Origin of the sequence: Vreelandella hamiltonii (genome assembly GCF_014651795.1) — a bacterium.
Classification (GTDB): Bacteria; Pseudomonadota; Gammaproteobacteria; order Pseudomonadales; family Halomonadaceae; genus Vreelandella; species Vreelandella hamiltonii.
The window spans coordinates 186541-212208 of the sequence record NZ_BMXO01000002.1; the positions used below are offsets into that span (position 1 = coordinate 186541).

The 25668-nt window shown below is 60.7% G+C and carries 24 protein-coding genes; 21 read left to right on the plus strand and 3 right to left on the minus strand.

What is annotated here, in order from left to right; translation table 11 throughout:
* Positions 1–13 precede the first annotated feature (13 nt).
* The 3 genes from IE061_RS04255 to IE061_RS04265 are packed head-to-tail and all read left to right on the plus strand — an operon-like array spanning position 14 to position 3044.
* Entirely contained in the window at positions 14–907 is an 894-nt protein-coding gene (locus IE061_RS04255) for an ABC transporter permease (protein WP_144979602.1), read from the plus strand.
* Complete coding sequence (locus IE061_RS04260; RefSeq protein ID WP_193461050.1) at positions 904–2013, plus strand: ABC transporter ATP-binding protein; 1110 nt, start codon at positions 904–906, stop codon at positions 2011–2013. Before IE061_RS04255 ends, IE061_RS04260 begins: the two co-directional genes overlap by 4 nt.
* On the plus strand, positions 2010–3044 hold the full coding sequence (locus tag IE061_RS04265; protein WP_193461051.1) for an ABC transporter ATP-binding protein: 1035 nt from the start codon (positions 2010–2012) through the stop codon (positions 3042–3044). The genes IE061_RS04260 and IE061_RS04265 overlap by 4 nt, the downstream gene beginning before the upstream one ends.
* Positions 3045–3120: 76 nt before the next feature.
* On the opposite strand, the gene IE061_RS04270 is transcribed toward IE061_RS04265, so the two are convergent.
* Both IE061_RS04270 and IE061_RS04275 read right to left on the minus strand, forming a co-directional pair.
* Positions 3121–4491 (minus strand): NCS1 family transporter, encoded by a 1371-nt coding sequence (locus tag IE061_RS04270; RefSeq protein ID WP_193461052.1) that lies wholly within the window; start codon positions 4489–4491, stop codon positions 3121–3123.
* Positions 4492–4650: 159 nt separating this feature from the next.
* Positions 4651–5409 carry an aspartate/glutamate racemase family protein gene (locus IE061_RS04275; protein ID WP_039175418.1) on the minus strand — a complete coding sequence of 253 codons (759 nt, stop codon included), beginning with the start codon at positions 5407–5409 and terminating at the stop codon, positions 4651–4653.
* A 262-nt stretch (positions 5410–5671) separates the two neighbouring features.
* Between IE061_RS04275 and puuE the strand changes: the two genes are divergently transcribed.
* From puuE to IE061_RS04305, 6 genes are all read left to right on the plus strand, one after another.
* The gene (gene puuE / locus IE061_RS04280) at positions 5672–6598 is read left to right on the plus strand and encodes an allantoinase PuuE (RefSeq protein ID WP_039175422.1); all 927 of its coding nucleotides are present in this window, start codon (positions 5672–5674) and stop codon (positions 6596–6598) included.
* A gap of 22 nt (positions 6599–6620) precedes the next feature.
* Entirely contained in the window at positions 6621–7499 is an 879-nt protein-coding gene (locus IE061_RS04285) for a MurR/RpiR family transcriptional regulator (protein WP_193461053.1), read from the plus strand.
* 268 nt (positions 7500–7767) lie between these two features.
* Positions 7768–8622, plus strand: coding sequence for a transporter substrate-binding domain-containing protein (locus IE061_RS04290; RefSeq protein WP_016916210.1), 855 nt, complete (start codon positions 7768–7770; stop codon positions 8620–8622).
* A gap of 8 nt (positions 8623–8630) precedes the next feature.
* On the plus strand, positions 8631–9308 hold the full coding sequence (locus IE061_RS04295; RefSeq protein ID WP_039175427.1) for an amino acid ABC transporter permease: 678 nt from the start codon (positions 8631–8633) through the stop codon (positions 9306–9308).
* The gene (locus IE061_RS04300) at positions 9305–9961 is read left to right on the plus strand and encodes an amino acid ABC transporter permease (protein ID WP_016916212.1); all 657 of its coding nucleotides are present in this window, start codon (positions 9305–9307) and stop codon (positions 9959–9961) included. The genes IE061_RS04295 and IE061_RS04300 overlap by 4 nt, the downstream gene beginning before the upstream one ends.
* Positions 9942–10670 carry an amino acid ABC transporter ATP-binding protein gene (locus IE061_RS04305; protein WP_016916213.1) on the plus strand — a complete coding sequence of 243 codons (729 nt, stop codon included), beginning with the start codon at positions 9942–9944 and terminating at the stop codon, positions 10668–10670. The genes IE061_RS04300 and IE061_RS04305 overlap by 20 nt, the downstream gene beginning before the upstream one ends.
* 65 nt (positions 10671–10735) lie before the next feature.
* Here IE061_RS04305 and IE061_RS04310 read toward each other — a convergent pair whose 3' ends face one another.
* Positions 10736–12178 (minus strand): YfcC family protein, encoded by a 1443-nt coding sequence (locus IE061_RS04310; RefSeq protein WP_052196313.1) that lies wholly within the window; start codon positions 12176–12178, stop codon positions 10736–10738.
* Between the two features lie 250 nt (positions 12179–12428).
* On the opposite strand from IE061_RS04310, the gene IE061_RS04315 reads away from it, so the two are divergent.
* The 12 genes from IE061_RS04315 to IE061_RS04370 all read left to right on the plus strand — a co-directional run bounded on the left by IE061_RS04315 (position 12429) and on the right by IE061_RS04370 (position 25656).
* Positions 12429–13259 carry a bifunctional allantoicase/(S)-ureidoglycine aminohydrolase gene (locus tag IE061_RS04315; RefSeq protein WP_193461054.1) on the plus strand — a complete coding sequence of 277 codons (831 nt, stop codon included), beginning with the start codon at positions 12429–12431 and terminating at the stop codon, positions 13257–13259.
* A 37-nt stretch (positions 13260–13296) separates the two neighbouring features.
* A complete protein-coding gene (locus IE061_RS04320) occupies positions 13297–13788 on the plus strand; it encodes an ureidoglycolate lyase (protein WP_193461055.1) in 492 nt (163 codons plus the stop codon).
* Positions 13789–13886: 98 nt separating this feature from the next.
* Positions 13887–15371 (plus strand): pyruvate kinase, encoded by a 1485-nt coding sequence (gene pyk, locus IE061_RS04325; protein WP_096921429.1) that lies wholly within the window; start codon positions 13887–13889, stop codon positions 15369–15371.
* Between the two features lie 4 nt (positions 15372–15375).
* Positions 15376–16143 carry a molybdate ABC transporter substrate-binding protein gene (modA, locus tag IE061_RS04330; RefSeq protein WP_193461056.1) on the plus strand — a complete coding sequence of 256 codons (768 nt, stop codon included), beginning with the start codon at positions 15376–15378 and terminating at the stop codon, positions 16141–16143.
* On the plus strand, positions 16143–16811 hold the full coding sequence (gene modB, locus IE061_RS04335) for a molybdate ABC transporter permease subunit (RefSeq protein ID WP_193461057.1): 669 nt from the start codon (positions 16143–16145) through the stop codon (positions 16809–16811). The genes modA and modB overlap by 1 nt, the downstream gene beginning before the upstream one ends.
* The gene (locus IE061_RS04340; RefSeq protein WP_230478374.1) at positions 16804–17910 is read left to right on the plus strand and encodes an ABC transporter ATP-binding protein; all 1107 of its coding nucleotides are present in this window, start codon (positions 16804–16806) and stop codon (positions 17908–17910) included. Before modB ends, IE061_RS04340 begins: the two co-directional genes overlap by 8 nt.
* A 16-nt stretch (positions 17911–17926) precedes the next feature.
* Complete coding sequence (locus tag IE061_RS04345) at positions 17927–18448, plus strand: DUF192 domain-containing protein (protein ID WP_016916220.1); 522 nt, start codon at positions 17927–17929, stop codon at positions 18446–18448.
* 196 nt (positions 18449–18644) lie between these two features.
* Complete coding sequence (locus IE061_RS04350; RefSeq protein ID WP_096921426.1) at positions 18645–19655, plus strand: DctP family TRAP transporter solute-binding subunit; 1011 nt, start codon at positions 18645–18647, stop codon at positions 19653–19655.
* A gap of 56 nt (positions 19656–19711) precedes the next feature.
* Entirely contained in the window at positions 19712–20191 is a 480-nt protein-coding gene (locus tag IE061_RS04355; protein ID WP_039175441.1) for a TRAP transporter small permease, read from the plus strand.
* On the plus strand, positions 20181–21482 hold the full coding sequence (locus IE061_RS04360) for a TRAP transporter large permease (RefSeq protein ID WP_039175444.1): 1302 nt from the start codon (positions 20181–20183) through the stop codon (positions 21480–21482). Before IE061_RS04355 ends, IE061_RS04360 begins: the two co-directional genes overlap by 11 nt.
* Before the next feature lie 463 nt (positions 21483–21945).
* Entirely contained in the window at positions 21946–22926 is a 981-nt protein-coding gene (locus IE061_RS04365; RefSeq protein WP_144979621.1) for a TAXI family TRAP transporter solute-binding subunit, read from the plus strand.
* A gap of 132 nt (positions 22927–23058) precedes the next feature.
* On the plus strand, positions 23059–25656 hold the full coding sequence (locus IE061_RS04370; RefSeq protein WP_144979623.1) for a TRAP transporter permease: 2598 nt from the start codon (positions 23059–23061) through the stop codon (positions 25654–25656).
* Positions 25657–25668 lie beyond the last annotated feature (12 nt).

The window sequence follows — 25668 nt, forward strand, 5'->3', positions numbered from 1 at the left end:
CTAGGAGAATCTCATGACAACGACCTCTCTTGATGCTTCGGCGAAGACCGACGTGCAGGTGACCCCAAGCAAAGGGTACTGGGGGCCGGTATTTCGGCGCCTGAGGCGTGACCCTGTCGCACTGGTAGCAGGCATCATCCTGCTGTGTATCCTGGCCATGGCGATATTTGCTCCCTGGTTGGCTCCCATGGACCCGTATAAAACCAGCATGATGTCGCGGTTGCGGCCGATTGGTACATCAGGCCATTGGCTGGGTACCGACGAGCTAGGTCGCGACATGCTTTCGCGATTGATCTACGGCGCTCGATTATCGCTATTGATCGGCGTCATGCCGGTGGTGAACGCGTTCGTGATAGGAAGCGCGATCGGTATTGTCGCAGGCTTTGTAGGAGGCAAAACCAATACCATCTTCATGCGCATTATCGATGTGTTTTATGCCTTCCCTGCTGTGCTGCTGGCGATTGCGTTAGCGGGGGCATTGGGTGCAGGCATCATCAACTCGCTATTCTCGTTGACCGTGGTGTTCATACCACCCATTGCGCGGGTCGCGGAAAGTGTGACAACGCAAATACGCAGCGCCGATTACATTGAAGCCGCCCGTGCCAGTGGGGCGGGCAGTTTGAGAATCATCCGCTGCCATGTACTGGGCAATGTACTTAGCCCCATTTTCGTTTATGCCACCTCGCTCATCAGCGTCAGCATGATCCTGGCCTCAGGTCTCTCGTTTCTTGGTTTAGGGGCCAGGCCGCCGATGCCGGAGTGGGGCCTTATGCTCAATACCTTGCGCGATGCCATCTACGTCAACCCATGGATTACCATTCTGCCCGGCGTCATGATTTTTACGGTATCGATCTGTTTCAACACGCTCAGCGATGGTCTGCGCTCTGCCATGGATGTGAAACTATGAATGCTGAACGTGTTTCGATAGACGCTTCTCCAGCCGTGACAGCACCCTTGGACCCCCGTGATAGAGGAGGAGCTGCCCAGCCACTGTTGAGCGTGAAAGGGCTGCGCAAGCACTTCATTATCAAAAAAGATTTTTTCGGCCGTCCTGTCAGTAAGGTGCATGCCGTTGATGGTGTCGATTTCGACGTTTTGAAAGGTGAAACGTTAGGCATTGTCGGCGAATCAGGCTGTGGTAAATCCACCACGGCACGCCTGTTGATGCAGCTACTGACCCCCGATGCGGGTGAAGTGATCTTCGATGGCGATCCCGTCGGTACGCCTGGCGGCTTGTCGCTGCGCGACATGCGTCGCCAGGTTCAGATGGTGTTTCAAAACTCCTACGCTTCGCTCAACCCCCGTATGAGCGTCGAGGAGTCCATCGCTTTTGGGCCTCAGGTACATGGCCTTGGCAAGAAAGAAGCCACTGCCAGGGCTCGCAAGCTGCTGGACCAGGTCGGCCTGCTCCCGAATCAGTTTGCGAGTCGTTATCCTCATGAGCTTTCCGGGGGGCAGCGCCAGCGCGTCAATATTGCTCGCGCGTTGGCACTTGAACCCAGGCTACTGATTCTTGATGAAGCCGTTTCGGCCCTGGATAAATCGGTAGAAGCTCAAGTGCTCAACTTGCTGGTCGACCTGAAGCAAGAGTACGGTTTGACCTATCTCTTCATTTCCCATGACCTGAATGTCGTGCGATACATCAGTGATCGTGTGATGGTGATGTATTTAGGGCGAGTCGCTGAAATGGGCGAGAGTGAGTCACTCTATCAGGCACCCGCTCACCCTTATACACGCGCCTTGATGTCGGCCATGCCCTCCATGGATCCCGATAATCGCACCCAGGCAGCCCCACTTGCGGGTGATCCTCCCAACCCGATTGATTTGCCCCGAGGTTGCCGATTCTGCCCGCGTTGCAGCATGGCGGTGGAGGCTTGTCGTGCAGAAGAGCCAGAGCTGAGACCGTTGAAGGAGGGGGCGACGCGCCACTTCGAACACCGTTCGGCTTGTTGCCGGGCAACCGAAGTGCAGTTGCTGGCAACGACATCGAGTGTTGAGGAAGCATCGCTATGACGGCCCATGATCCTTTGAACTGCCAGACATCTTCTGAGCCATCCCCGCAGGCGCTGACCTCCATTAGCGAGCCATTGGTGGAGGTACAAAACCTGAAAGTGCACTTCAAATCCCCTGGCCGTTGCGTGCAGGCGGTGAACGGCGTTGATTTGACCCTTGCCAAAGGCGAGGTACTGACGATTCTGGGGGAAAGTGGCTCGGGCAAGAGTGTGACATTACGCGCGCTGATGCGGTTGCTGCCCGAACGAAGAACGTCCATGGAAGGCCATGTGACAGTAGCCGGGCAAGATATCCTCGCCATGTCGCGGCGTGAGCTGTCGGCCTATCGGGGGTTTACCACCTCGATGATTTTTCAGGAACCGATGCTCGCGTTCGACCCTGTCTTTCGTATAGGTGATCAAATCGCCGAGACGGTATGCCGCCATGAGGGGGTAAGTCACGCAGAGGGCTTGGCGCGGGCACTGGAACTATTCGAGCTGGTGCGGATTCCATCCGCCAAACGACGCTTGTCCAATTATCCCCATGAAATGTCGGGGGGGATGAGCCAGCGGGCCATGATTGCCCTGGCCTTGTCATGCCGCCCACGGCTGCTGTTGGCGGATGAGCCGACAACGGCTTTGGATGCGACCGTTCAGATACAGATCCTGCTGTTGTTACGCGACTTGCAGCGTGAGTTGGGTATGTCGGTCATTTTTGTGACTCACGATATGGGCGTTGCCAATGAGATTTCCGACCGCATCGCGGTGATGTATGCAGGCCGCGTCGTGGAAACAGGCAGCGTGGATGAAATTATTCGCGCACCACGACATCCTTACACTTTAGGATTGATGCAGTCGCGTGCTTCTGGTGAGTTAAAAGGTGCGCGACTCAGTGCAATTCCTGGCTCTCCGCCGGACATGGCGTTTCCACCACAGGGCTGTGCCTTTGCACCGCGCTGTTCGTTGGCCACAGAGGAGTGCCGACAACACGTGCCTCCCGCTAAAGTGCTCGGCCAACAGCATTGGGCCGCGTGCTGGAAAGTGGACGCCTGAACGCTTCAGGGTACGCAAGGAGTATGCTTTCGGAAAGATGCCCGCCACGCAAGGTGGCAGGCAAGGGCAGGGCGGATTACTGAGTGAAGCGCTGGCAAGCGGGCCAGTGTTTCATCAGCAGGTAGTAGGTCAGCCCGGCGGGGATCAGGCTGGCGTACCAGGAGACCGATGAGAAAGCGAGGGCGGCTGCGATGCCGACGACCGTGGCGATCAGTGCGGCCTGGTTGATGCCCTGATAAGGGCCGTTTTCATCGTAGAGTTTGCCGATGTCCAGCGTGCGGCGACGGATGACGTAGTAGTCCACGACCAGGATGGCGAAGATGGGGCCGAGGAAGGCCGAGTAGGTTTGCACGAACAGCTGCAGGCCTGCGGCCGACTCCGGCTGCACCAGTTTCCAGGGGAAAGTCGCAAAGGCCAGCAGACCGACGATCACGGTGGCCACCGGAAATTTGAGCTTGAAGACGTCCATCAGCACGTAGGTGGGCGGCACCACGTTGTTCAGCACGCTGGTGGTCACCTGGGCAAAGGCGATGAAGAGCAGGGTGATCATCAACAGCGGGGTGTTATCCACGGCGTTGGCGAATACCTGAATGGGGTCGGCGGTGCCGGTAGCCTGGGACACCATGTAGCCGATCAAGCCCATGAACAGCGTGCAGGGCAGAATCGACATGGCGTAAATGGTGGTCAATAGCCCTTGTCCGGTGCCTTTTTTATGTTCACGCGAGTAATCGCTTACATTCAGCATCATGGTGCTGTAAATGCCCAGAAACAGCATGGTGGCGCTCCAGAAGGGCATGCCCCAGGAGCCTTCCATGGTCAGCAGGCTGGCCGACAGCTCATCGCCATAGCGCTGCACGGTGGCGTAGAACATGTACATCAGCGAGCAGAGAATAAAAGCGCTGCCGATATTCTCCAGCCACTTGATGCCCTGAAAGCCGAGCACCGAGAGGCCGATCTGCAAAAACTGAAAGGTGATGAAGTAGAAGATCAGGTTGTCGAAGCCGAACAGCGTCGCCGACACCATGTTGAGGGCACCGGCCCCAATCCAGCTCTGGAAGCCATACCACACGATGGCAGGCACGGCGCGCACCAGCCCGGGGATACGCGTTCCGGTGAACCCAAAGGCACTGCGCGCCTGCACCATGAACGGAATGCCGTACTTGTATCCGGCGGCACCATTGATGGCCAGCGCCACGCCGATCACAAAGCAGCCGATGGCGATGGCCAGCGTGGCTTGCAGCAAGTTGAGCGTGCCCACCACGCTGGAGCCCATGGCGAAGGTGCCAATCGACACGCAGCCACCAAACCAGGCAAGAAAGTAGGATGTGCGCCCCATGATACGGGTGCTTTGCGGCGCCAGGCTTTCTGCGCCGACGGCTTTGCTGGCGGCTGACTGCGCCGCGTTGGGTGCTTCTTCTGAGGTAAGAGCAGAGGTAGAAGTGCTCATGTTACCGTCCTCGCAAGATTATCGATGTTATTGGTAACCCGGGCAGTAGGCTGCCCGGGAGACGCTTGCGGCGTGGCGTGCTGATGCTGATATTCGTCGTGTTGTTATGATTTTTTGTAGGCGTGCTTTCTTTTACGGCCGGTTGCTGGTGTCAGCTCTTCACTGGCGCGTGGGTGGCAGCGTCAGGTCGGAAAAACCTGAAAACTTGCCGGTAAAGGTTTTGCGGCGCGGGTAATCCAGGTCGCCGTATTTACTGGTCTGCAAGCCCAGCCCGACGAGCGACTCGGCCAGTTTCAGCGCGGCGCTCACCCCTTCCACCACGGGCAGGCCTACCTCGTGGCTAATGGCCTGGGTCAGGTTGGCCATGCCCCCGCAGCCCAGCACGATGGCGCCAATGCCATCTTCGTCGCGGGCACGGCAGCACTCCTGCACGATACGGCTGAACGCCGCGTCCGGATGATCTTCCAGATCCAGTACGGGGATCTCGGCGGCGCGGATGCGGCGGCAGTGGTGGCGAAAGCCGTACTGCTCCAGCAGGTGCTCGGCGATGATGCCGGTGCGTCCCAGCGTCGTCACAATGGAGAAGCGAGTGCTGATCAGCGTGGCCATATGAAAGGCGGCTTCGGCAATGCCGATCACCGGCGCGCGAGTCAGCTCGCGGGCGGCCAGCAGGCCAGGGTCGCCAAAGCAGGCCACCACGTACGCATCGATACCGCCTTCGCGTTCGCCTTTCAGAACTTCTTCGGCAACGCCTACTGCGCTCACCGCTTCATCGAAGTGGCTTTCGATGGAGACCGGGCCAGCCTCGGGTTGCGTCGCGCTGATGAGGGTCCCCGGTGCTGCCAGCTTGTCGGCGGCTTGACGAATGGTTTCCGTCATAGCCGCCGTGGTATTGGGGTTGATCAGACGTATATGCACGTTCGGATACTCTTGTGTGAACAATATTTTCTATCTTGTATACAAAAATAGGGCGGTTTTTAGCCAAGTGCAAGGGGCTAATGCACTTGATGCTCTCGATACGGGTTGACCAATCATTCAGGTTTCAATAGCTTGGCTCAGCAGGGGCCGTCAAAGCGTCGAGAACTCAAATGATTAGCCCTGCGCTGCATTGCAGGCGCCGGTTAAAATGACTATTTTGTATACAAACTAAAATGCGCTGCCTCGCTAAAGGAGCCCGACCATGTCTTCCCATTACCCGCGTGACCTGATTGGCTACGGCCAAACGCCCCCTCATGCCCAGTGGCCCAACGGCGCCAAAATAGCCGTGCAGTTCGTACTCAACTACGAAGAGGGCGCAGAGAATTGCGTGCTTCACGGGGATGCGGGGTCCGAGCAGTTCCTTTCCGAGATCATCGGGGCAGCCAGCTATCCCGACCGCCACCTGAGCATGGAGTCCATCTACGAGTACGGCTCGCGAGCTGGCGTGTGGCGCATTCTGCGCGAATTTGAGCGTCGTGGGCTGCCGCTCACCGTGTTTGGGGTGGCCATGGCGCTGGAGCGCCACCCGGAGGTGGCGCAGGCGTTCAAGGAGCTGGGCCATGAAGTGGCCTGTCACGGCTACCGCTGGATTCACTATCAGGAAACGCCCGAGCACGTAGAGCGCGAGCACCTGCAAAAAGCCATGGAGATTTTCCAGCGTCTGTACGGTGAGAAGCCACAAGGCTGGTACACCGGCCGCGATAGCCCCAATACGCGGCGTCTGATATTGGATGAAGGCGGGTTTCTCTACGACAGCGATTACTACGGCGACGACCTGCCCTTCTGGACCCGCGTGAGCGACAGCCAGGGTGCCGAGCACCAGCATCTGGTGGTGCCCTACACCCTCGATACCAATGACATGCGTTTTGCGGCGCCGCAGGGGTTCAATACCGCCGACCACTTCTTTACCTACCTGCGCGACGCCTTTGATGTACTGTATGCCGAAGGGGAGGAGGCGCCGAAAATGCTTTCGATTGGCATGCACTGCCGGTTGCTGGGCCGCCCGGGCCGTTTCCGTGCGCTTCAGCGCTTTCTGGACCATATCGAAGCGCATGATCGAGTATGGGTCGCCCGTCGGGTCGATATCGCTCGTCACTGGGCCGAACACCACCCCGCACCGACTCAGTAACCCAAGGATGCGATAGGACACCATGACGCCCCACATAGGACAACGGATTGCCGCCCAATTCGATGCGCTGACGGCCCAGGAGCAGCGGGTCGCCACGTTCATTCTCGACCATTTCGATGATCTGGCGGTCTACAGCGCCGCCGATCTGGCGCGACTGACGGGGGTATCCAAGTCCACGGTGAGCCGTCTGTTCAAGCGGCTGGGGTTCGAGAACTTTCGCACGGTCAAGACCCACGCGCGGCAGCTGCGCAACCTGGGGGTGCCGCTGGTCATCGATGACGATGCGATGCAGGAGGAGGGCGGTGCACCGTTTCAGCGCCACCTGCAGCGCGAACAGGAGAATCTCCAGCGCTGCCTGGCCAGTTTGCCCCCCGCCACGTTTGCCGACTGCGTCGATGCGCTGGCGGCTGCCCAGCAGATCGTGGTCATGGGGTTTCGCAACAGCTATCCGCTGGCGCTACATCTTCGCCAGCAGTTGATTCAGGCGCGTGGGCGAGTACGCCTGGCGCCTCAGCCCAACCAGTCGCTGGCGGAAGAGATCGTCGATTTGACCGAGCAGGACACCATCGTGCTGTTCGGCTTTCGTCGTCGGCCCACGGCCTTTGCGGCACTGGTGACGGCCCTGGAGCGCTCGCCCGCCAGGGTGCTGCTGATCGCCGACCCCACCGCCGCTACCTTCGTGCCGCAAGTGTCGTGGTTCATGGAAGTGCCTCTGGAAAGCTTGTCGGCCTTCGACAGCTACGCCACCGCCAATAGCCTGATTTGCCTGCTGGCCAATGCGGTGCTGCATCACAACCTGAGTGATGGGCGAGAGCGCATCAGTGACATCAGCGACCAGTACGAGGCGCTGAGTGAGCTGGCAGCGCCAGTGATGAGCGTGGATTGGGACGCTCACCAATAATGGTGCGTGCTGGTTCTTGATGCACCAAACACGAACGTTGAGGCCTGTCGAAGCGTTGCTTCGACAGGCATCTGCCTGCCTGAAAAAATCTCAAACTGCTGTTATCCATGCACTTTGTGCCTGAGTGGCCCTGTAATTGCTCTGCTGAGGCTGTGAAACAAAAGTTTCGGACTGTACTTGCTTGCAACGAAGCTTTCATCACGGCGCTATTCATACGCGACTGTCGCACTCGCTGGCTTGGCCAATCGCATAACTGCAGGAGAGCATCATGGGCACGACCCCTCAGGGCTTTACACAATCTATTCAGCACTTCTTGAAACGTTGCCAATCCGGCGTGCTGGCCACCGGTGTGACCGCTGCGCTGGCCGTGGGTGGCGTGGGTGCCAGCACCGCCGTGCAAGCGGATGCGCTGGAAGCCATCGAATCCCGTGGCACCATACGTATTGCGGTCCCGCAGGACTTCCCGCCGTTTGGTTCGGTCGGCACCGATCTGCAGCCGCGCGGCTACGATATCGACATGGCCAACTACATTGCCGATGAGATGGGCGTGACGCTGGAGCTGATTACCGTGACCAGTGCCAACCGCATTCCCTACCTGCAAACGGGCCAGGCGGACCTGGTGATCTCCAGCCTGGGCAAAAATCCGGAGCGTGAAGCGGCAATCGATTTCTCGGAGGCCTATGCGCCTTTCTTCCTGGGAGTCTTCAGCGCTGACGCCGATGAAAGCATCGCCGGCCCCGACGAGCTGGCCGGTAAAACCATCGGCGTGACGCGGGGCGCCGTGGAAGACATGGAACTGACCGAGGTCGCCCCCAGCTCGACCACCATCCGTCGTTTCGAGGACAATGCCACCACCATCTCGGCTTTTCTGTCTGGCCAGGTGGACTATGTCGCGACCGGCAACGTGGTGGCCGCAGAAATTGCCGAGCGCAACAGTCGCCGCGCACCGACCCTGCTGTATCAACTGCGTGATTCCCCCTGCTATATCGGCCTGAACAAGAACGAAGCAGCGCTGCAGGCTGAAGTGAACCGGTTGATTGCTCAGGCGCTCGAGGACGGCACCCTGAACGAGTTTTCCCAGCGCTGGTTCAGTGCCGACCTGCCCGACGGCTTTGGTAGCTGAGGGTCGTCATGGGGCCAACACTCGATTTCTTGACCCTGTTGCCCTACGTCGGTGAGCTGATCAAAGGCTTGACCACCACGGTCATCTTGACCGTGGTGACCACCTTGACCGGTTTGGCACTGGCGGTAGCGGTAGCTTATCTGCGGGTAAACGGTCAGCCTTGGGTACGCTGGGGGCTGGGCGGTTATGTCGAAGTCATTCGTAATACTCCGTTCATCGTGCAACTGTTCTTTATCTTTTTTGGTCTGCCTGGCCTGGGCATCAAGCTGGACGCCATCACGGCGGCGTTTATCGCCATGACCCTTAACCTTGCCGCGTACAGTGCCGAAATCCTGCGTGCGGGCATCAGTGCCACGGCCAGGGGGCAGCTGGAAGCCGCCAGAGCGCTGGGCATGAACACCCTTCAGGGGTATCGCCATGTGGTACTGGTCCCGGCCTTTGCGCGTGTCTATCCGTCACTGATCAGCCAGTCGATCATCGTCATGCTAGGGTCGGCGGTGGTGTCGCAAATTTCGGTCTTCGATCTCACCTACGCGGCCAACTTCATTCAGTCTCGCAACTTCAGAAGCTTCGAAGTCTATTTGCTGATCACCTTGATCTACCTGCTGCTGGCGTTCGTGATGCGCCGCGTCTTCATGCAAGTGGGTAAACGAGTCTTTGCCTACCAGCAAGGAGAACAACGATGATCGAATTCACCTTCTGGGATATTTTGCGCAACCTGCTGCTGGCGGCCCGCTGGACCGTGGTGCTGTCGTTGATTGCCTTTGTCGGCGGGGCCACGGTGGGGCTGGTGTTGACCTTTATGCGCCTCTCCAGCTCGCGCTGGCTGCAACGCCTCACCGCGCTCTACGTGGATGTGTTTCAGGGCACCCCGCTGCTGATGCAGCTGTTCCTGATCTTTTTCGGTGCGGCGGCGCTGGGGTATCCCGTGTCTGCCTGGCTGGCGGCCTCCGTGGCCCTCACGCTGTTCAGCAGCGCTTTCCTGTGTGATATCTGGCGGGGCTGCCTGGAAGCCGTTGCCAAGGGGCAGTGGCATGCCGCTCGGGTGCTGGGCATGAATTACTTCCAAACCATGCGTCATGTCATCCTGCCCCAGGCGCTGCGGCTTTCGGTACCGCCCACGGTCGGTTTTTCGGTACAGGTCATCAAGGGCACCGCGCTGGCCTCGATCATTGGCTTCGTCGAGCTGACCAAGGCGGGCACGATGCTCAACAACGCCACCTTCGAACCGTTCACCATCTTTGCCCTGGTGGCCCTTCTGTATTTCGCGCTGTGCTACCCGCTGTCCTGCTACGCGCGCCATTTGGAGAAAAAGCTCTATGACGCTGGTCTGCGTTGATAACGTTCACAAAGCCTTTGGTGACCTGGAAGTGCTCAAGGGAATCGACCTCTCCGTTGCCCAGGGCGAAGTGGTGGCCATCATCGGCCGGAGCGGCTCGGGCAAAAGTACTCTGCTGCGCTGCCTCAATCAGCTCGAACAGCACGACAGCGGCGAGATCACCATTGCCGGTCAAGCGCTGGATGCGGGTGTCATGTCCCCCCGTGAGCTGAGCGAAAACGTGGGCATGGTCTTTCAGAGCTTCAACTTGTTCCCCCACAAAACGGTGGGGGAAAACGTGTGCCTGGCCCCCGTCGTGGTGCGCGGCGAGAAGCGCGACGAGGTCGAGAAAATCGCCCGTGAAGTGCTGAGCAAGGTCGGCCTGGCCGACAAGTACGATGCCTACCCGGCACAGCTGTCCGGTGGCCAGCAACAGCGGGTGGCCATTGCTCGGGCGCTGGCCATGCGGCCCAAGGTGCTGCTCTGCGACGAAGTGACCTCTGCCCTGGACCCGGAGCTGGTGGGGGAGGTGCTGCGCGTGCTGGAGGCGCTGGCGGCGGAAGGCATGACATTGATACTGGTCACCCATGAAATGGGCTTCGCCAGAGACGTGGCAGATCGCGTGGTCTTCATGCACCAGGGGCGCATCCATGAAGAGGGCGAGCCGGGCGAACTGTTCAGCCGCCCCCAGACCGCCGAGCTGAAGCAGTTTATCTCGGCGGTGCTGTAGGGGGCTGAAGGGGGTGCTGACGTGAGCGGCCTGGGCTGGCCGCTTTACGTATGGTGCAACGTGGCTTATCCGACCCACTGCGTGGCTTGGGCAAAAATCAAGAAGCCCAGTGCTATCAGTACCCACACGCAGAAGAGTGGAAAGAAGAACTTGACCCACTTCTGCCATGAGACACCGGCCAGTGCCAGGGTAGCCATGAAGTAGCCGGAGGTGGGGTAAAGAATATTGCCGATGCCATCGCCCAACTGGAAAGCCAGCACCGCCGTTTGGCGGGTCACGCCAATCATGTCCGAGAGCGGGGCCATCAACGGCATGGTGACCAGTGCCTGGCCGCTGCCGGAAGGAATGATGAAGTTGAAACCAAGCTGCGCGAAGAACATGCCGATGGCGGATAGCAGCGTGGGCAGGCCACCGACCAGATTACCCAGGCCATACACCAGGGTGTCCATGATCTGGCCATCTTCGAGCATGACTGCGACCCCACGGGCAACCCCGGCAATCATGGCGCCGACCAGCACGTCGCGGAACCCTTGATTGAAACCTCCGCAGATGTCGTCGGTGCTCAAGCCTGCAACGAGGCCGACGACCACGCCCATGATGATGAACAGCCCGGCCATCTCCATCATGAACCACCCTTGCTGCAGGACGCCGTAAACCAGCAGGGCAAAGAAGGCGAAGGTGGTGAGCGCCGCCAGTTTCTGGCGAGTGGAGGCTACCAGCGCACGGCTGTTCTCGGCATGCTGGTAAAGGGCACGCTTTTCGGCTTCGCCGGGGTCACTGTTCAGCAGGCTTCGCTCGGGTGAGTGGCTCACCTGGCGAGCATAGCGCATCACAAAGAAGATCGCCGCGGCCAGCATCACGATGAAAGCCAGAATGCGCAAGCCGTACCCGGAGTAGAGAGGCAGTGCCGACAGCTGCTGGCCAAGGCCGGTGTTGATCGGGTTGAGCACGCCCGTGGTAAAGCCCACGGTGGTGGCGCACAGGGCCACGGCGGCTGCAGTGACCGAGTCGAAGCGTAGTGCAATCATCAGCGGCAGGATGACCGGTACATATACCAATGCCAGCTCTTGCGTGCCTATCACGGTGGCAATCAGGGCAAACACGGTCATCAGCACCGGCAGGGTGAGCAGGCCCTGGCCAGCGAAACGTCGGGTCAGCTTGTCGACGCCAATTTCGATGATGCCGGTGCGCCTGAGCACCATGAACATGCCGCCAATCATGAAGGTGAAAAAGACCACTTCGCCAGCGCTCATCAGCCCATTGGGAATGGCCAGCATGAAGTCGGTGAGCCCGACGGGGCTGGGGTCGATCGTGGTATAGGAGTCGGGGTCGATGGTGATGCGGCCATTGGGCCCTGGAACGCGTTCGAATTCTCCTGCGGGTACGAAGTGAGTGGCAATGGCCGCCATGGCGATAAAGACAAACAGCACCACGTAGATGTCCGGGATGCGGCACCAGCTCTTGGCGGTGCCAGGGGTACCCGCAGAAGAGGGGCGATGTTGTGACATGCGGAGCCTCGCATTGTTGGGCCATCCGGGGACGGCTCTTGTTATCCATTGCAGTGGGCCGGGGCGCCGCGATCACCCATCGATGGCGGCAGAACTCGGTTCGTATGTTTTAGAGTTATGAAACGAAAGTTGCCAAAAACATTACTACTGGGAGGTATGTTTCACAAGCCCGTCGGTATAAGCTTTAAAAAGTGCGGTTTATTTTGTATACAAGAACATCATCAACATTGACCACTCGACAGGACATGCCATGCCAGCCAATTACTATGCGCCCACCGGCGGACACCCGCCGCAAACTCAGTTGACCGCCGACCGTGCCGTTTTCACGGAAGCCTATGCGCTGATCCCCAAAGGGGTGATGCGCGATATCGTGACCAGCAACCTGCCTTTCTGGGAAGGCACGCGGCTGTGGGTATTGGCGCGTCCGCTGTCCGGGTTTGCAGAGACGTTCTCTCAATACATCATGGAAGTGCAGCCCGAGGGCGGCAGCGACAAGCCTGAGCTGGACCCTCAGGCAGAAGGGGTGCTGTTCATCGTGGAAGGAGAGCTGACGCTGACATTGGCTGGCGAGCGTCATCTCATGGGCCCTGGCGGCTACGCCTTCATTCCCCCCGGCAGCCACTGGCAGGTTCGCAACGAGTCCCGCGAGCCGGTGCGCTTCCATTGGGTGCGCAAGGCCTATGAGTTCGTCGAGGGGCTGGACGTACCGCCGGCCTTCGTCACCAACGAGCAGGAGATCGCACCGATCGAGATGCCGGGCACGAAAGGGCGCTGGGCAACGACGCGCTTTGTCGAACCTGGCGATGTGCGTCACGACATGCACGTCAACATCGTGACGTTCCAGCCCGGTGGCGTGATTCCGTTCGACGAAACCCACGTGATGGAGCACGGGCTCTACGTGCTGGAAGGCAAGGCGGTCTACCACCTCAACCAGCAGTGGGTAGAAGTGGAAGCGGGGGACTTCATGTGGCTACGGGCGTTCTGCCCTCAAGCCTGTTATGCAGGTGGGCCTGGCCCGTTCCGTTATCTGCTGTACAAGGATGTGAATCGTCACGCGGCGCTGCGCCTTGGCGCTCGCTGACGCTGGCGCACAAGCACACTGACCACCAGGAGCCATCATGCTGACACTCGAAGCAAAACCCCTGACACAAGCAGCATTTGAACCATTTGGCGAGGTGCTCGATGCGCGTACCTCGCCATCGTTTCCGATCAACGCAGGGCGTACCCAGCGGCATCACGATCTGGCGCGAGTCGAGACGCTGGGCGACAACCCGCGCACCTTGGTGAGCATTTTTGTCAGCCAGCCGGTGTCGCTGCCGTTGACGCTGACGTTTCTGGAACGCCACCCGCTGGGCAGCCAGGCTTTCATGCCGCTGCACGAAGAGCGTTTCATCGTGGTGGTCGCCCCGCCCGGCGACACCATCGCGCCCCAGGACGTTCGGGCCTTCGTGACGGATGGTCGCCAGGGGGTGAACTACCGAGCAGGCACCTGGCACGCCATTCAGTCGGTGCTGGACCGGGAAGGCGAGTTTCTCGTGGTGGATCGCGGTGGAGATGGCAACAACTGTGACGAGTACCCGCTGTCCTTGTGCGTGCACGTGGCGCCGTAATCGCCGACATTGGCCGTTGCAACAAGTACATGCGAGTGTCATCTTGCTTGGGGTATGCTGATACGCGAACATTTCCTCTTTTACTGGTCAGGACATTTATGAGCACAAACACCCATATCCCCCTTCGTCGTACCAAGATCGTCGCTACCCTTGGCCCTGCCAGTGACCGCGAAGGCGTACTGGAGGCCATGCTGAAGGCAGGGGTGGATGTGGTGCGCTTGAACTTTTCGCACGGCACCGCCGACGACCATCGGCGTCGCCTGGCCCGGGTGCGTGAGATTGCTGCCCAACTGGGCCGCAGCGTAGCGGCGCTGGGCGATCTGCAAGGCCCCAAGATCCGCGTTGCCCGTTTCAAGGAGGGCGCCGTGTATCTGGAAGAGGGCCAGGACTTCGTGCTCGACATGGCCATGGACAGCGATGCCGGTACTCAGCAGGGCGTCGGTTGCGACTACAAGACCCTGGCCGATGACGTCACGGCCGGCGACCGCCTGCTGCTGGACGATGGCCGTGTGGTGCTGGACGTGACCCGTGTCGAAGGCAAGCAGGTACATACCCAGGTGGTCGTGGGGGGCAAGCTCTCCAACCACAAGGGGATCAACAAGCAGGGGGGAGGCCTCTCCGCGCCGGCCTTGACCGAAAAAGACAAGGCCGACCTGAAAACGGCGGTGGAGATCGGCGTCGATTACCTGGCGATTTCGTTCCCGCGCTCGGCAGAAGACATGCGTGAAGCACGTCGGCTGCTGGGCGAGGAAGGCAAGGAGATTGGCCTGGTGGCCAAGGTCGAGCGTGCCGAGGCCGTGGCCGACGAGGCGACGCTGGATGGCATCATCGAAGCCTCTGAAGCGGTCATGGTGGCGCGTGGTGACCTGGGCGTGGAAATTGGCGATGCCAAGCTGGTCGGCGTGCAGAAGCGCATGATCAAGCGCGCCCGTTCGCTCAACCGGGCCGTGATCACGGCGACCCAAATGATGGAAAGCATGATTTCTGCGCCGCTGCCCACCCGAGCAGAAGTGTTCGACGTGGCCAACGCCGTGCTGGATGGCAGCGATGCCGTGATGCTGTCGGCAGAAACGGCGGCGGGCGACTACCCGCTGGAAACCGTCGAGGCCATGGCGCGCGTGTGCCTGGGAGCCGAGCGGGAGCGGGTGGCGCAAGAGTCCGGGCACCGTATTCATGAAGGCTTTACCCGTCCGGATGAAACCATTGCGCTGTCGGCCATGTACGCTGCCAACCACATGACAGGGGTAGCGGCGATTGCCTGCATGACGGCGTCTGGCTATACGCCGCTCATCGCATCGCGGATTCGCTCCGGTCTGCCCATCGTGGGCCTGGCACACAACCCCATCGCCCAGCGTCGCATGGCGCTTTATCGCGGCGTGGTATCGCTGCCTTTCGATACCTCCGAGATGAGCGCCACCGAGCTGAATGACCAAGCGTTGACCCTGCTGGTCAAGCAAGGGGTCGCCAAGCTGGGTGACCACGTCATCCTCACCCGTGGCGACCACATGAATGCTCACGGTGGCACCAACACCATGAAGGTGATGGTGATTAACGAGCAGCATGTGGAAAGTGCCAAGGCCTAAGCGCATGCGTTGGCTGCTGTGCCTTGGTTGCCTGCTGCTGGGTGCGCCTGCCATGGCCGGCGCACCCATCGTAGCGGCGGCCTCCAGTCTGCACTTCTTTTTGGAAGAGGCTTCTGAACGGTTTACCCAGCAAACCGGGCATACGCTGCGCCTCAACCTGGGCTCTTCCGGTAACTTCCGCCGTCAGATCGCCCAAGGGGCGCCCTTCGAGCTGTTTCTTTCCGCTGATGAGGGCTTCGTGCAAGCGCTCTACCGGGATGGGCACGTCGTGGATGAAGGCGTGATCTATGCACGTGGGCGGCTGGCCTGGGTACAGCCTGCCGGCCGCTATCCTCCGCCCGATGAACAGGCGCCCTTGGCCGGCGTGGAAGACGCCGTGGCTGCGTTGCAGAATGGCCAGCGCCTGCGGATTGCCATGGCCAGCCCCGAGCATGCACCGTATGGCGTGGCCGCCCAGCAAGTGCTGGAAAGGGCAGGGCTCTGGGAGGCCAGTCGCCCGCTGCGCATACAGGGGGAAAACGTTTCCCAGGCGATGCAGTTTGCGCTGTCCGACGACGCAAGGGGCGGGCTGGTGGCCTATTCGCTGGTGCTGGCGCCCGGGCTGGCGGCCCGTAGCGAGAGCGTGCTGATCCCCGAAGCGTGGCACACGCCGCTGACTCAGCGCATGGTGCTGACCCCTCACGCCGGAGAAGCCGCCCAGGCCTTCTATGGCTGGCTGCAACAGCCCGAGGCCCAGGCCCTCTTTCGCGCCTACGGCTTCAGTACCGAGTGATGGACTGGACGGCGCTGGGGGTCTCGCTGCGGCTGGCGGCGTTGACGAGCCTGCTGCTGGTGCCACTGGGCATCTGGTGCGGGCGGTGGCTGGCCACGGCTCGGTTTCGTGGCAAGGGCGTCTGCGAAGCGCTGATTGCTCTGCCTCTGGTGCTGCCGCCCACGGTGCTGGGCTTCTATCTGCTGCAGCAGTTTGGACGCGATGCGCCGCTGGGCAGCGCCTGGGCGGCGCTCACCGGCAGCGGCCTCAACTTTACCTTCACCGGGATTCTGCTGGCCTCTTTGATTGCCAACCTGCCGTTTGCCATTCAGCCCATTCAGCGGGCCTTCGAGCATGTGCCCGTGCATTTGCGCGAAGCGGCCTGGTGTAGCGGGCTCAGCCCCTGGCAGGCCCTGTGGCGTATCGAACTGCCGCTGGTGTGGCCAGGCATCCTGTCGGCGACCGCGCTGACCTTTGCCCATACGTTGGGGGAGTTTGGCGTGATTCTGCTGGTGGGCGGCGCCATCGATGGCGAAACCCGAACGCTCTCCATTGCCATTTATGACCGAGTGCAGGCCTTCGACGAGCAGGGCGCGGCCACCATGTCGGCGCTGTTGCTGGCCATCTCGCTGGCTACTTTGGGGCTGGTCTATGGGTTGGCGGGCAGGCGCAGGTGGGCACGTGGCTGATTTGACGGTGTCCGTGCATCAGGCGGGGCCCATCCCCTTGAACGCCAGCTTCCGCTGCGCGCCGGGGGAGTTGCTGGCGCTGGTGGGACCATCGGGCAGCGGCAAGACCACGCTGTTGCGCGCCATTGCCGGGCTCTACCATCCTGCCCAGGGCCACATCAGCTGCGCCGGTGAGCGGTGGCTTTCGGCCGGGCAGGGGCCGCGCCAGGCACTGACACCCCAGCAGCGCAAAGTGGGCATGGTCTTTCAGGACTATGCGCTGTTCCCGCACCTGACCGCGCAGCAGAACGTCCAGGTCGCCATGGGCCACCTCCCCCCAGTGGCAAGACCCGCACGCGCCGCGCAATGGCTGGCCCAGGTGCGCCTGGAAGGGCTGGAGAACCGCTACCCCAGCCAGCTTTCGGGAGGGCAGCGTCAGCGGGTTGCCCTGGCGCGGGCACTGGCACGAGAGCCCCGCGTGCTGCTGCTGGACGAACCTTTTTCTGCGGTCGATCAGGTCACTCGGCGCCGTTTGCAGCGGGAGCTTGCGCTGTTGCGTCAGCAAATTGCCATCCCCATCTTGCTGGTCACCCACGACCTCGAAGAAGCGACGGCCTTGGCCGACCAGATCTGTGTGCTGCACAACGGCACCAGCTTGCAGCAGGGCGGCCCGGAGCGGCTGTTTCGCCAGCCTGACACGCCCCTGGTGGCGCGTTTGCTCGACCGCCACAATGTCTTTCAGGGGCAGGTGGTCAACACGGCCAGCGGGCCACGGCTGCAGTGGGGCGAGTGGTGGCTGGAAGTCGCTCGCGGCCTCGAACACTGCTCGGTGGGGGAGACCGTGACCTGGTATCTGCCGCCGTCGGATATCGTCTTGCACCGACGCGGGCGGCCCTCCCAGGGGGAGCGCGAAAACCCGGTGACGGCCACAGTGAGTGAAATGGTGGTGCTGGGCAGCATGACCTCGGTTTCGCTGCGCGTTTCGCATGGGGATATGCTACGTTTCGATATCGCTACCCACGCGGCCAAACGCAACCAGCTGGCGTTGGGGGAGCCTGTGACCGTCTCGCTGCTGGCCGAGGGAATCCACCTCATGACCTCGCCGCAGGCCATTGTATAGAAAGAAGGAATCTGTCATGACCCTGTCCCGCCGCCAACTGCTGAAAACCACCCTGGGGGTCTCCCTGGCGAGCTGCCTGCCGCTGTCGCTCGTGACCGCCATGGCCGCCGAGTCGGCCATGGTCGATACCCTGCCGCTGGCGATTCACAGCGAGGGCGGACCGCATCGTCTGGAAGTGGAAGTGGCTGAAACGGTCGCCCAGCGCCAGCGTGGGCTGATGGGACGTGAACACTTGCCAACCTCACGCGGCATGCTGTTCCGCTTCGAGAGCGAACAGCCCGCAGGCAATGCGTTCTGGATGTATCGCACGCTGATCCCGCTGGATATCGCTTACATCGATGACGAAGGCCGCATCGTGGCGATCAATACCATGCAGCCCTGTGAGTCCAGCACCCCGCGTGAGTGCCCCTCCTATCCTGCAGGCGTGGCCTACCATGCCGCCCTGGAAGTAAACGCTGGCTACTTTGCCGAGCGTGGCATCCAGGTAGGCGACTGCGTTTCCGTGCCTGCGCTGGCCGGCTTCTGCCGCCCGGAGTAACCCCGCATACCAGCCAGCAGTGAGTGAAGACGCTGCGGCGAAAGTCGATGGCCAAAAGCAGCGGCCAGCGCTTCCCTTCACTCGGTGAGCGCCTACAATGGGGTGTCGCTGGCGGGGCTTTCCCGTATGGCGCGGAGCGCCCGCCAGATCACGGCGTTCTTCACGACTCATAAAAATGAAAAAAGGATCGATAACAATGACGCTGACACGCTCCATGGCTCGTTTGACCGCTGGCTTGGCCGGTGCTGCACTCCTTTCCGCTGCTTTTTCTGCACAGGCGCGTGAACTCTCTGTCTCCACCGTGCTGTCCGATGCCTTCCCTTGGGGGCAGGCCGCCGAAAAATGGGCAGAGCTGGTGGAAGAGCGCAGTGGCGGTGAACTGACGCTGCGGGTATACCCCAACTCCCAGCTGGTCTCCGGTGACCAGACCCGCGAGTTTTCCGCCATGCGCTCTGGGCTGATCGATGCGGCCGTCGGTTCGACCATCAACTGGTCGCCGCAAGTGCCGGAGCTCAATCTGTTCTCCTTGCCGTTCCTGATTCCTGACGAAGCCGCCGTGGACGCCGTGACTGGCGGTGAAGCGGGTGACATGGTCTTCGAGGCCATCGAGTCGCGTGGCGTCATGCCGTTGGCCTGGGGGGAAAACGGCTTTCGTCAGGTGTCCAATTCCCGTGGCCCCATCAGCCAGCCGGATGATCTCGACGGCCTGAAAATTCGCGTGGTGGGCTCGCCCCTGTTCCAGGACACGTTCTCGGCACTGGGCGCAGACCCGACCCAAATGAGCTGGACCGACGCTCAGCCTGCGTTGACCACCGGCGCGGTCGATGGCCAGGAAAATCCGCTGTCGGTGTTCGACGTGGCGCGCATCGACCAGGTGGGCCAGGCGCATTTGACGCTGTGGAACTACATGAACGACCCGCTGATTTTTGCGGTGAACCAGCAAGTGTGGCGTACGCTCAGCGAAGAGCAGCAGACGATGCTGCGTGAAACCGCGCAGGAAGCCGGAGCGTGGGAGATCGCCATGACCCGAGAGCAGGAGCATGAGCGGCTGGCCGCCATCCAGGAACGCGGGGTCACCGTGACCGAGCTGACCGACGAGCAGTACCAGGCGTTCGTGGAGGCGACCCAGTCCGTCCATGAAAAGTGGGTGCCCCGCATCGGCGAAGCCTTGGTAGAGGCTGCGCAAGCGGCAATCGACGCACGCTGATATTTCGCTAGCCGCTGCCGCCGCTCCCGAGCGGCGGCTATTTGTGTGAGGTTGCCATGAAAGGCCTTCCTGATGCCCGGCCCGAACGCTGGCTGGGCGCCCTGGCGTTGATCATCATCTCGCTGATCAGCCTGGGGAACGTCATCACGCGTTACATTACCGGCGGTTCTTTCTCGTTTACCGAAGAGTTCTCGGTGTTTCTGCTGGTGGTGCTGACTTTTGCGGGCGCCTCCGTCGCCTTGCGCCACGACCGGCATATTCGCCTGGGCTTTCTGGAGCGCGCCTTGCCTCCAAAGTGGCGGGGTGTCCTGATCCTGTTTCAGGCGCTGTGTGGCTTGACGGTGCTTGCGTTGATTACCTGGTACGCTGGCAAGCTCGCCTGGCAGGAACGAGAGTGGCAATCGCTCTCTCCCGGGCTGGGGTTGCCTCAATGGTGGTACTTGGCCTGGTTGCCAGTACTGACGCTGGCCATGAGCTGGCGATTGGTGCAACAGACCCGGGCGCGCTTGAAAGGGGAGTTTCCTCATGACGCCTGATATCTGGATGATTCTGGCGTTCGCGGGCCTGCTGATCGCCGGTGTGCCGGTGGCCTTCTCACTGGCGCTGGCCGGTTCTGTGGGCATTGTCGCGGGGCTCTCGCCCGACATGCTGGCGACCCTGGGCACCAACACCTATAACAGCATCGCCAAGTACCCGCTGATCGCCATTCCGCTGTTCATATTGACCGGGCTCATTTTTGAGCGGGCAGGGGTCGCGCTGCGTCTGGTGCGCTTTGCTCAGGCCTTGATTGGCCCGCGTCATGGCGGCCTGGCGCTGGTGGCCGTGCTGGTGTGCATGATCATGGGCGGCATGAGCGGCTCGGGCCCGGCCGATGCTGCCGCCGTGGCCATGGTCATGCTGCCCAGCATGACCAAAGCGGGCTACCCGAAGCCGTTTTCTGCCACGCTGATTGCGGCCTCTGCGTCGACCGCGATTCTGATCCCCCCCTCGGTAGCGCTGATTCTTTACTCCATCGTCGTGCCGGGAGTGGACCTGCGGGCACTCTTTGCCGCTGGCCTTTTTCCAGGCGTGCTGGCCGGGTTGGCACTGCTGGTACCCGCCATGCTGGTCGCCAAGCGCTACGGCTGGGAGGGCACCCCGGTGGAGGGAGCCGAGCAACTGACCGTGCGCGGCACCTTTCGTGACGCCTTGCCTGCCCTGTTTGCGCCGATCTTGATACTTGGTGGCCTGCGTTCAGGCTTGTTCACGCCTACCGAGGCCGCCGTCGTGGCCGTGGCCTACGGGGCGCTGGTGGGGCTGCTGCTGACCCGTGAGCTGACGCTGCGTGATTTATGGGAGCTGCTGGGCGAAGCCGCGATCATTTCGGGGGTGGTCATGCTGATCATTGCCCTGGCCGGTATCTTCGCTTGGGCAGGCACCATGCTGGGCACGTTCCGGCACATGGCCGAGTGGATCATCGGTTTGACGGATAACGGCGTACTGCTGCTGATACTGGTGATGCTGGCCGTCCTGGTGGCGGGCATGCTGCTGGATGCGATCTCCATTTATCTGATCATGATGCCGATTCTGATTCCGGTGATGCAGCATTTCGAGTGGAACCCGGTATGGTTCGGCATTCTGCTGGCCATGAATATCGCCATTGGTCAGTTCACTCCGCCCGTGGCGGTCAACCTCATGGTGACCACCGAAGTCGCCAAGATTCGTCTGGAGCATACGATAGGCTGGGCAATGCTGTTCGTGCTGGCCATGGGCTGCGCGCTGGCACTGGTTGCCATTTTCCCGAGTATTGCCCTGTGGCTACCCCAGGTGCTGGGCTACAACGTTTGATGCATGGGTAATCGGGTCAGCCGGGTTGGGATACCCTATGCAAAAATGGTATGGCTGGGAGAGGCATGTTTAACGGTGACTAAACGTTACATATGCGCAAACCCCGCTAAACTTATTCCTCAGTGGCGTCTCGTGGCAACGCGTAGCAGCCCAGCCTTCGAGGGAGGCACTCGCTGCAGGGTTGCCCTCGACATCCAGGGGGTGTCTACTTGCGCGGCATGCTCAGCGGGTGCTTAGGGGCGGAAAAAACGTCTCCTGTAGCCGCAGCGGCAAGCATGAAATAGCGGCGAGCTTCGCCAAGTGGTTTTTTTTTCGCTAAAGTAGTCACCGTCGGCAGTAATTGCCGAGGTCGATAACAGACTGTCTTGACAACGTTTTGCAATCGTAGCACCTGAAGGGAACCGTTCTGCAGGTGGTTGCAAGGCGCATAACGCTCACAACATCAAGATAAAGAGGTGTATTCATGAAACGCCATGTATTTTCTACTGCGGCCTTCTCGGGCGCGTTCATTGCTGCGGCTTCCTTCGCCTCTCCGGCGGTAGCTCAGGATCGCTACATCACCATCGGTACCGGTGGCCAAACGGGCGTTTACTACGTCGTCGGTCAGTCGGTGTGCCGTATGGTCAACCGTGGCAGCGATGAGCACAACATTCGTTGTAACGCACCGTCCACCGGCGGCTCCGTTGCCAACGTCAACGGCATGAAGAGCGGCGAGCTGGACATGGGCGTTGTCCAGTCGGACGTTCAGTACCGTGCTTACAACGGTGAAGCCAACTTCGAAGAAGAAGGCGCGTGGGAAGACATGCGTGCGCTCTTCACCATGCATGGTGAGCCGCTGACCGTGGTTGCCCGTGCCGACTCCGGCATTCAAAGCATCACCGACTTCCCCGGCAAGCGCGTCAACATCGGTAACCCCGGTTCAGGCCAGCGCAACACCATGGACGTGGTGATGGATGCGTTTGGCTGGGACGAGAGCACCTTCGCTCTGGCCTCGCAGCTGGACGCTGCCGAGCAGGCGGCTGCACTGTCTGACAACAACATCGATGCCATGGTGTACGTGGTAGGCCACCCGAACGGCTCTATCCAGGAAGCCACCACCACTATCGATGCGCGTCTGGTATCGGTCACTGGCGATGAAATCGACAGCCTGATCGAAGAGTACCCCTACTACACCCGTTCCGTGATCCCGGGCGGCCTCTACCGTGGTAACGACGAAGACGTCGAAACCTTCGGTGTGGCAGCGACCTTCGTGTCTTCCACGGCAGTAGATGAAGAGGTGGCCTACGAAACGGTCAAGGCCGTGTTCGAGAACTTCGATCGCTTCAAGCGTCTGCACCCGGCGTTCGAAAACCTGAACGAAGAAGACATGATCTCCGACGGTCTGACGGCGCCGCTGCACGATGGCGCAGCACGTTACTACCGTGAGCGTGGCTGGATCGAATAAGTCTTGAAAAGCGATGCTGCTGGCTAAGGTGAGCAGCCTCGCGATGAGTGATAAAGCGCGGGCACCTTGGGTGTCCGCGCTTCTTGTTGAAAGTACTGATTCACAGTGCTGACCATTAGGCAGGGCAAGCGTATGCGTGATGACAAACAACCTTCGGCAGCCGCGGGAAGCGACCTGGAGGATATGGTCGCTTCCAGCGATACAGGGGCAAGGAAACCCCTGGGCGTGCCGGGTAAGCTGCTGGTAAGTATTGCAGCTGCCTGGTCGCTGTTTCAGCTATGGATTGCATCGCCACTTCCTTTCATGCTCGGGTTCGGCGTTTTCAACTCTACGGAAGCGCGCTCCATTCACCTGGCATTTGCGCTGTTTCTGGCCTTCATGGCCTATCCTGCGTTCAAGCGCTCGCCGCGTGATCGCGTGCCGCTGCTGGATTGGGGATTGGCTGCGGTTGCCGCCTTCTGCGGCGCCTATCTGTTTCTGTTCTTTGGTGATTTGGCTCAGCGTCCGGGCAGGCCCATCACCCAGGACGTGGTGGTCGGCGTCGTCGGCATTGTGCTGCTGCTGGAAGCCGCCCGTCGTGCGTTAGGGCCACCGCTGATGATCGTGGCCGGGGTGTTTATCGCCTATTCCTTGTTCGGGCCTTATATGCCAGGCATTCTTGCCCACCGTGGGGTCAGCCTGAACGGCTTGATCAACCACCAGTGGTTGGGCACGCAAGGGGTGTTTGGTATCGCGGTCGGCGTATCTACCAGTTTCGTTTTCCTGTTCGTACTGTTTGGCGCCTTGCTGGATAAAGCCGGGGCCGGTAACTATTTCATCAAAGTGGCCTTCTCGCTGCTGGGGCACTTCAAGGGCGGTCCGGCCAAGGCAGCGGTGGTGGCCTCGGGCATGACGGGACTGATTTCGGGCTCTTCGATTGCCAATACGGTCACCACCGGTACCTTTACCATCCCCATGATGAAACGCGTCGGCTTCAGCTCGGAGAAAGCGGGCGCGGTGGAAGTCGCTTCTTCGGTGAATGGCCAGATCATGCCGCCGGTCATGGGGGCTGCCGCCTTCCTGATGGTGGAGTATGTCGGCATTCCCTATGTGGAAGTCATCAAGCATGCGTTCCTGCCGGCCATCATTTCCTACATTGCGTTGATCTATATCGTTCACCTCGAGGCACTGAAGGCGAACATGACCGGTCTGCCGTCCAGCAACCCGGCACGCCCGTTGATCAACAAGGTGCTGGGCTTCCTGACCGGCCTGATTCTGATCATGGCTCTCTCGTTTGCGGTCTATTATGGCCTGGGGTGGCTGAAACCCCTGTTGGGTGATGCGACCCCATGGGTCGTCGCGGTGCTGCTGGCAGTGGCCTACGTGGGCCTGCTGAAAATCGGGGCGGGCTACCCTGAGCTGGAGATGGACGACCCCAACTCCAAGGTCGTCACGCTGCCTCAGACGCGTCCCACGGTCATGGTCGGGCTGCACTACATCCTGCCGGTCGTGGTGCTGGTCTGGTGCTTGATGGTCGAACGGCTCTCGCCGGGACTGTCTGCCTTCTGGGCAACCGTGTTCATGATCTTCATCATGCTCACCCAGCGTCCGATCATTGCCCTGTTCCGTGGTCGTAGCAAGATGGCCGCCGACATCAAGGAAGGTTTCCTTGATTTGTGGGATGGTCTGGTGGCCGGTGCCCGCAACATGATCGGGATCGGTATTGCCACGGCTACTGCCGGCATCGTGGTCGGTGCGGTATCCCAGACTGGCGTAGGCCTGGTGCTGGCCGACGTGGTCGAAGTGCTGTCGGGCGGGAATCTGATGATGATCCTGCTGCTGACGGCGCTGCTGAGCCTGATTCTGGGTATGGGTCTGCCGACCACCGCCAACTATATCGTGGTATCGGCGCTGATGGCCCCCGTCATCGTCCTGTTGGGCCAGCAGAACGGCTTGATCGTGCCGCTGATTGCCGTGCACCTGTTCGTGTTCTACTTCGGTATCATGGCCGACGTGACGCCCCCGGTGGGCCTGGCGTCGTTTGCGGCGGCGGCGGTGTCGGGGGGCGATCCTCTGCGGACGGGCTTCCAGGCGTTCTATTACAGCCTGCGCACGGCGGCGCTGCCGTTCCTGTTCATCTTCAATACCGACCTGCTGCTGATCGACGTTTCGTTCCTGCAGGGGATCGTGGTGTTCATCATCGCGACCATTGCCATGTTGATCTTCGCGGCGGGAACCCAAGGCTACATGCTGGTTCGCAGCCGCTGGTACGAGTCGCTGCTGCTGCTACTGGTTGCCTTTACCCTGTTCCGCCCCGGTTATTGGATGGACCGCATCCATGATCCGTACGAGTCGGTGCCGCCAGCACAGTTTGCAGAAGCGCTTGGGCAAGTCGAGGATGGCAGTAACCTGCGCGTGCAAATCGCGGGAGAAGACAACTTCGGCGACCCCATGACCACGTATATTCTGGTGCCCGTGCCGCGTGGCGACTCTGCTGAAGAACGCATGGAGCGTCTGGGCATGGAGCTGTGGGTAGACGGTGATCAGGCCACGGTCGATTTCGTGCAGTTCGGCGGTCTGGCACAGGATCTGGGCTTTGACTTCGATCAGGAAATCCTCGAGGTGCTGGCGCCCGTCGACCGCTGGGCAAAAGAGTGGATGTGGATTCCCGGATTCGTCCTCTTTGCCTTTGTCGTCATGCTGCAGCGCCGTCGTCGCGAGAAAGAGCGTGCGGCCATGGCCACCACCTGAGGAGACCACGAT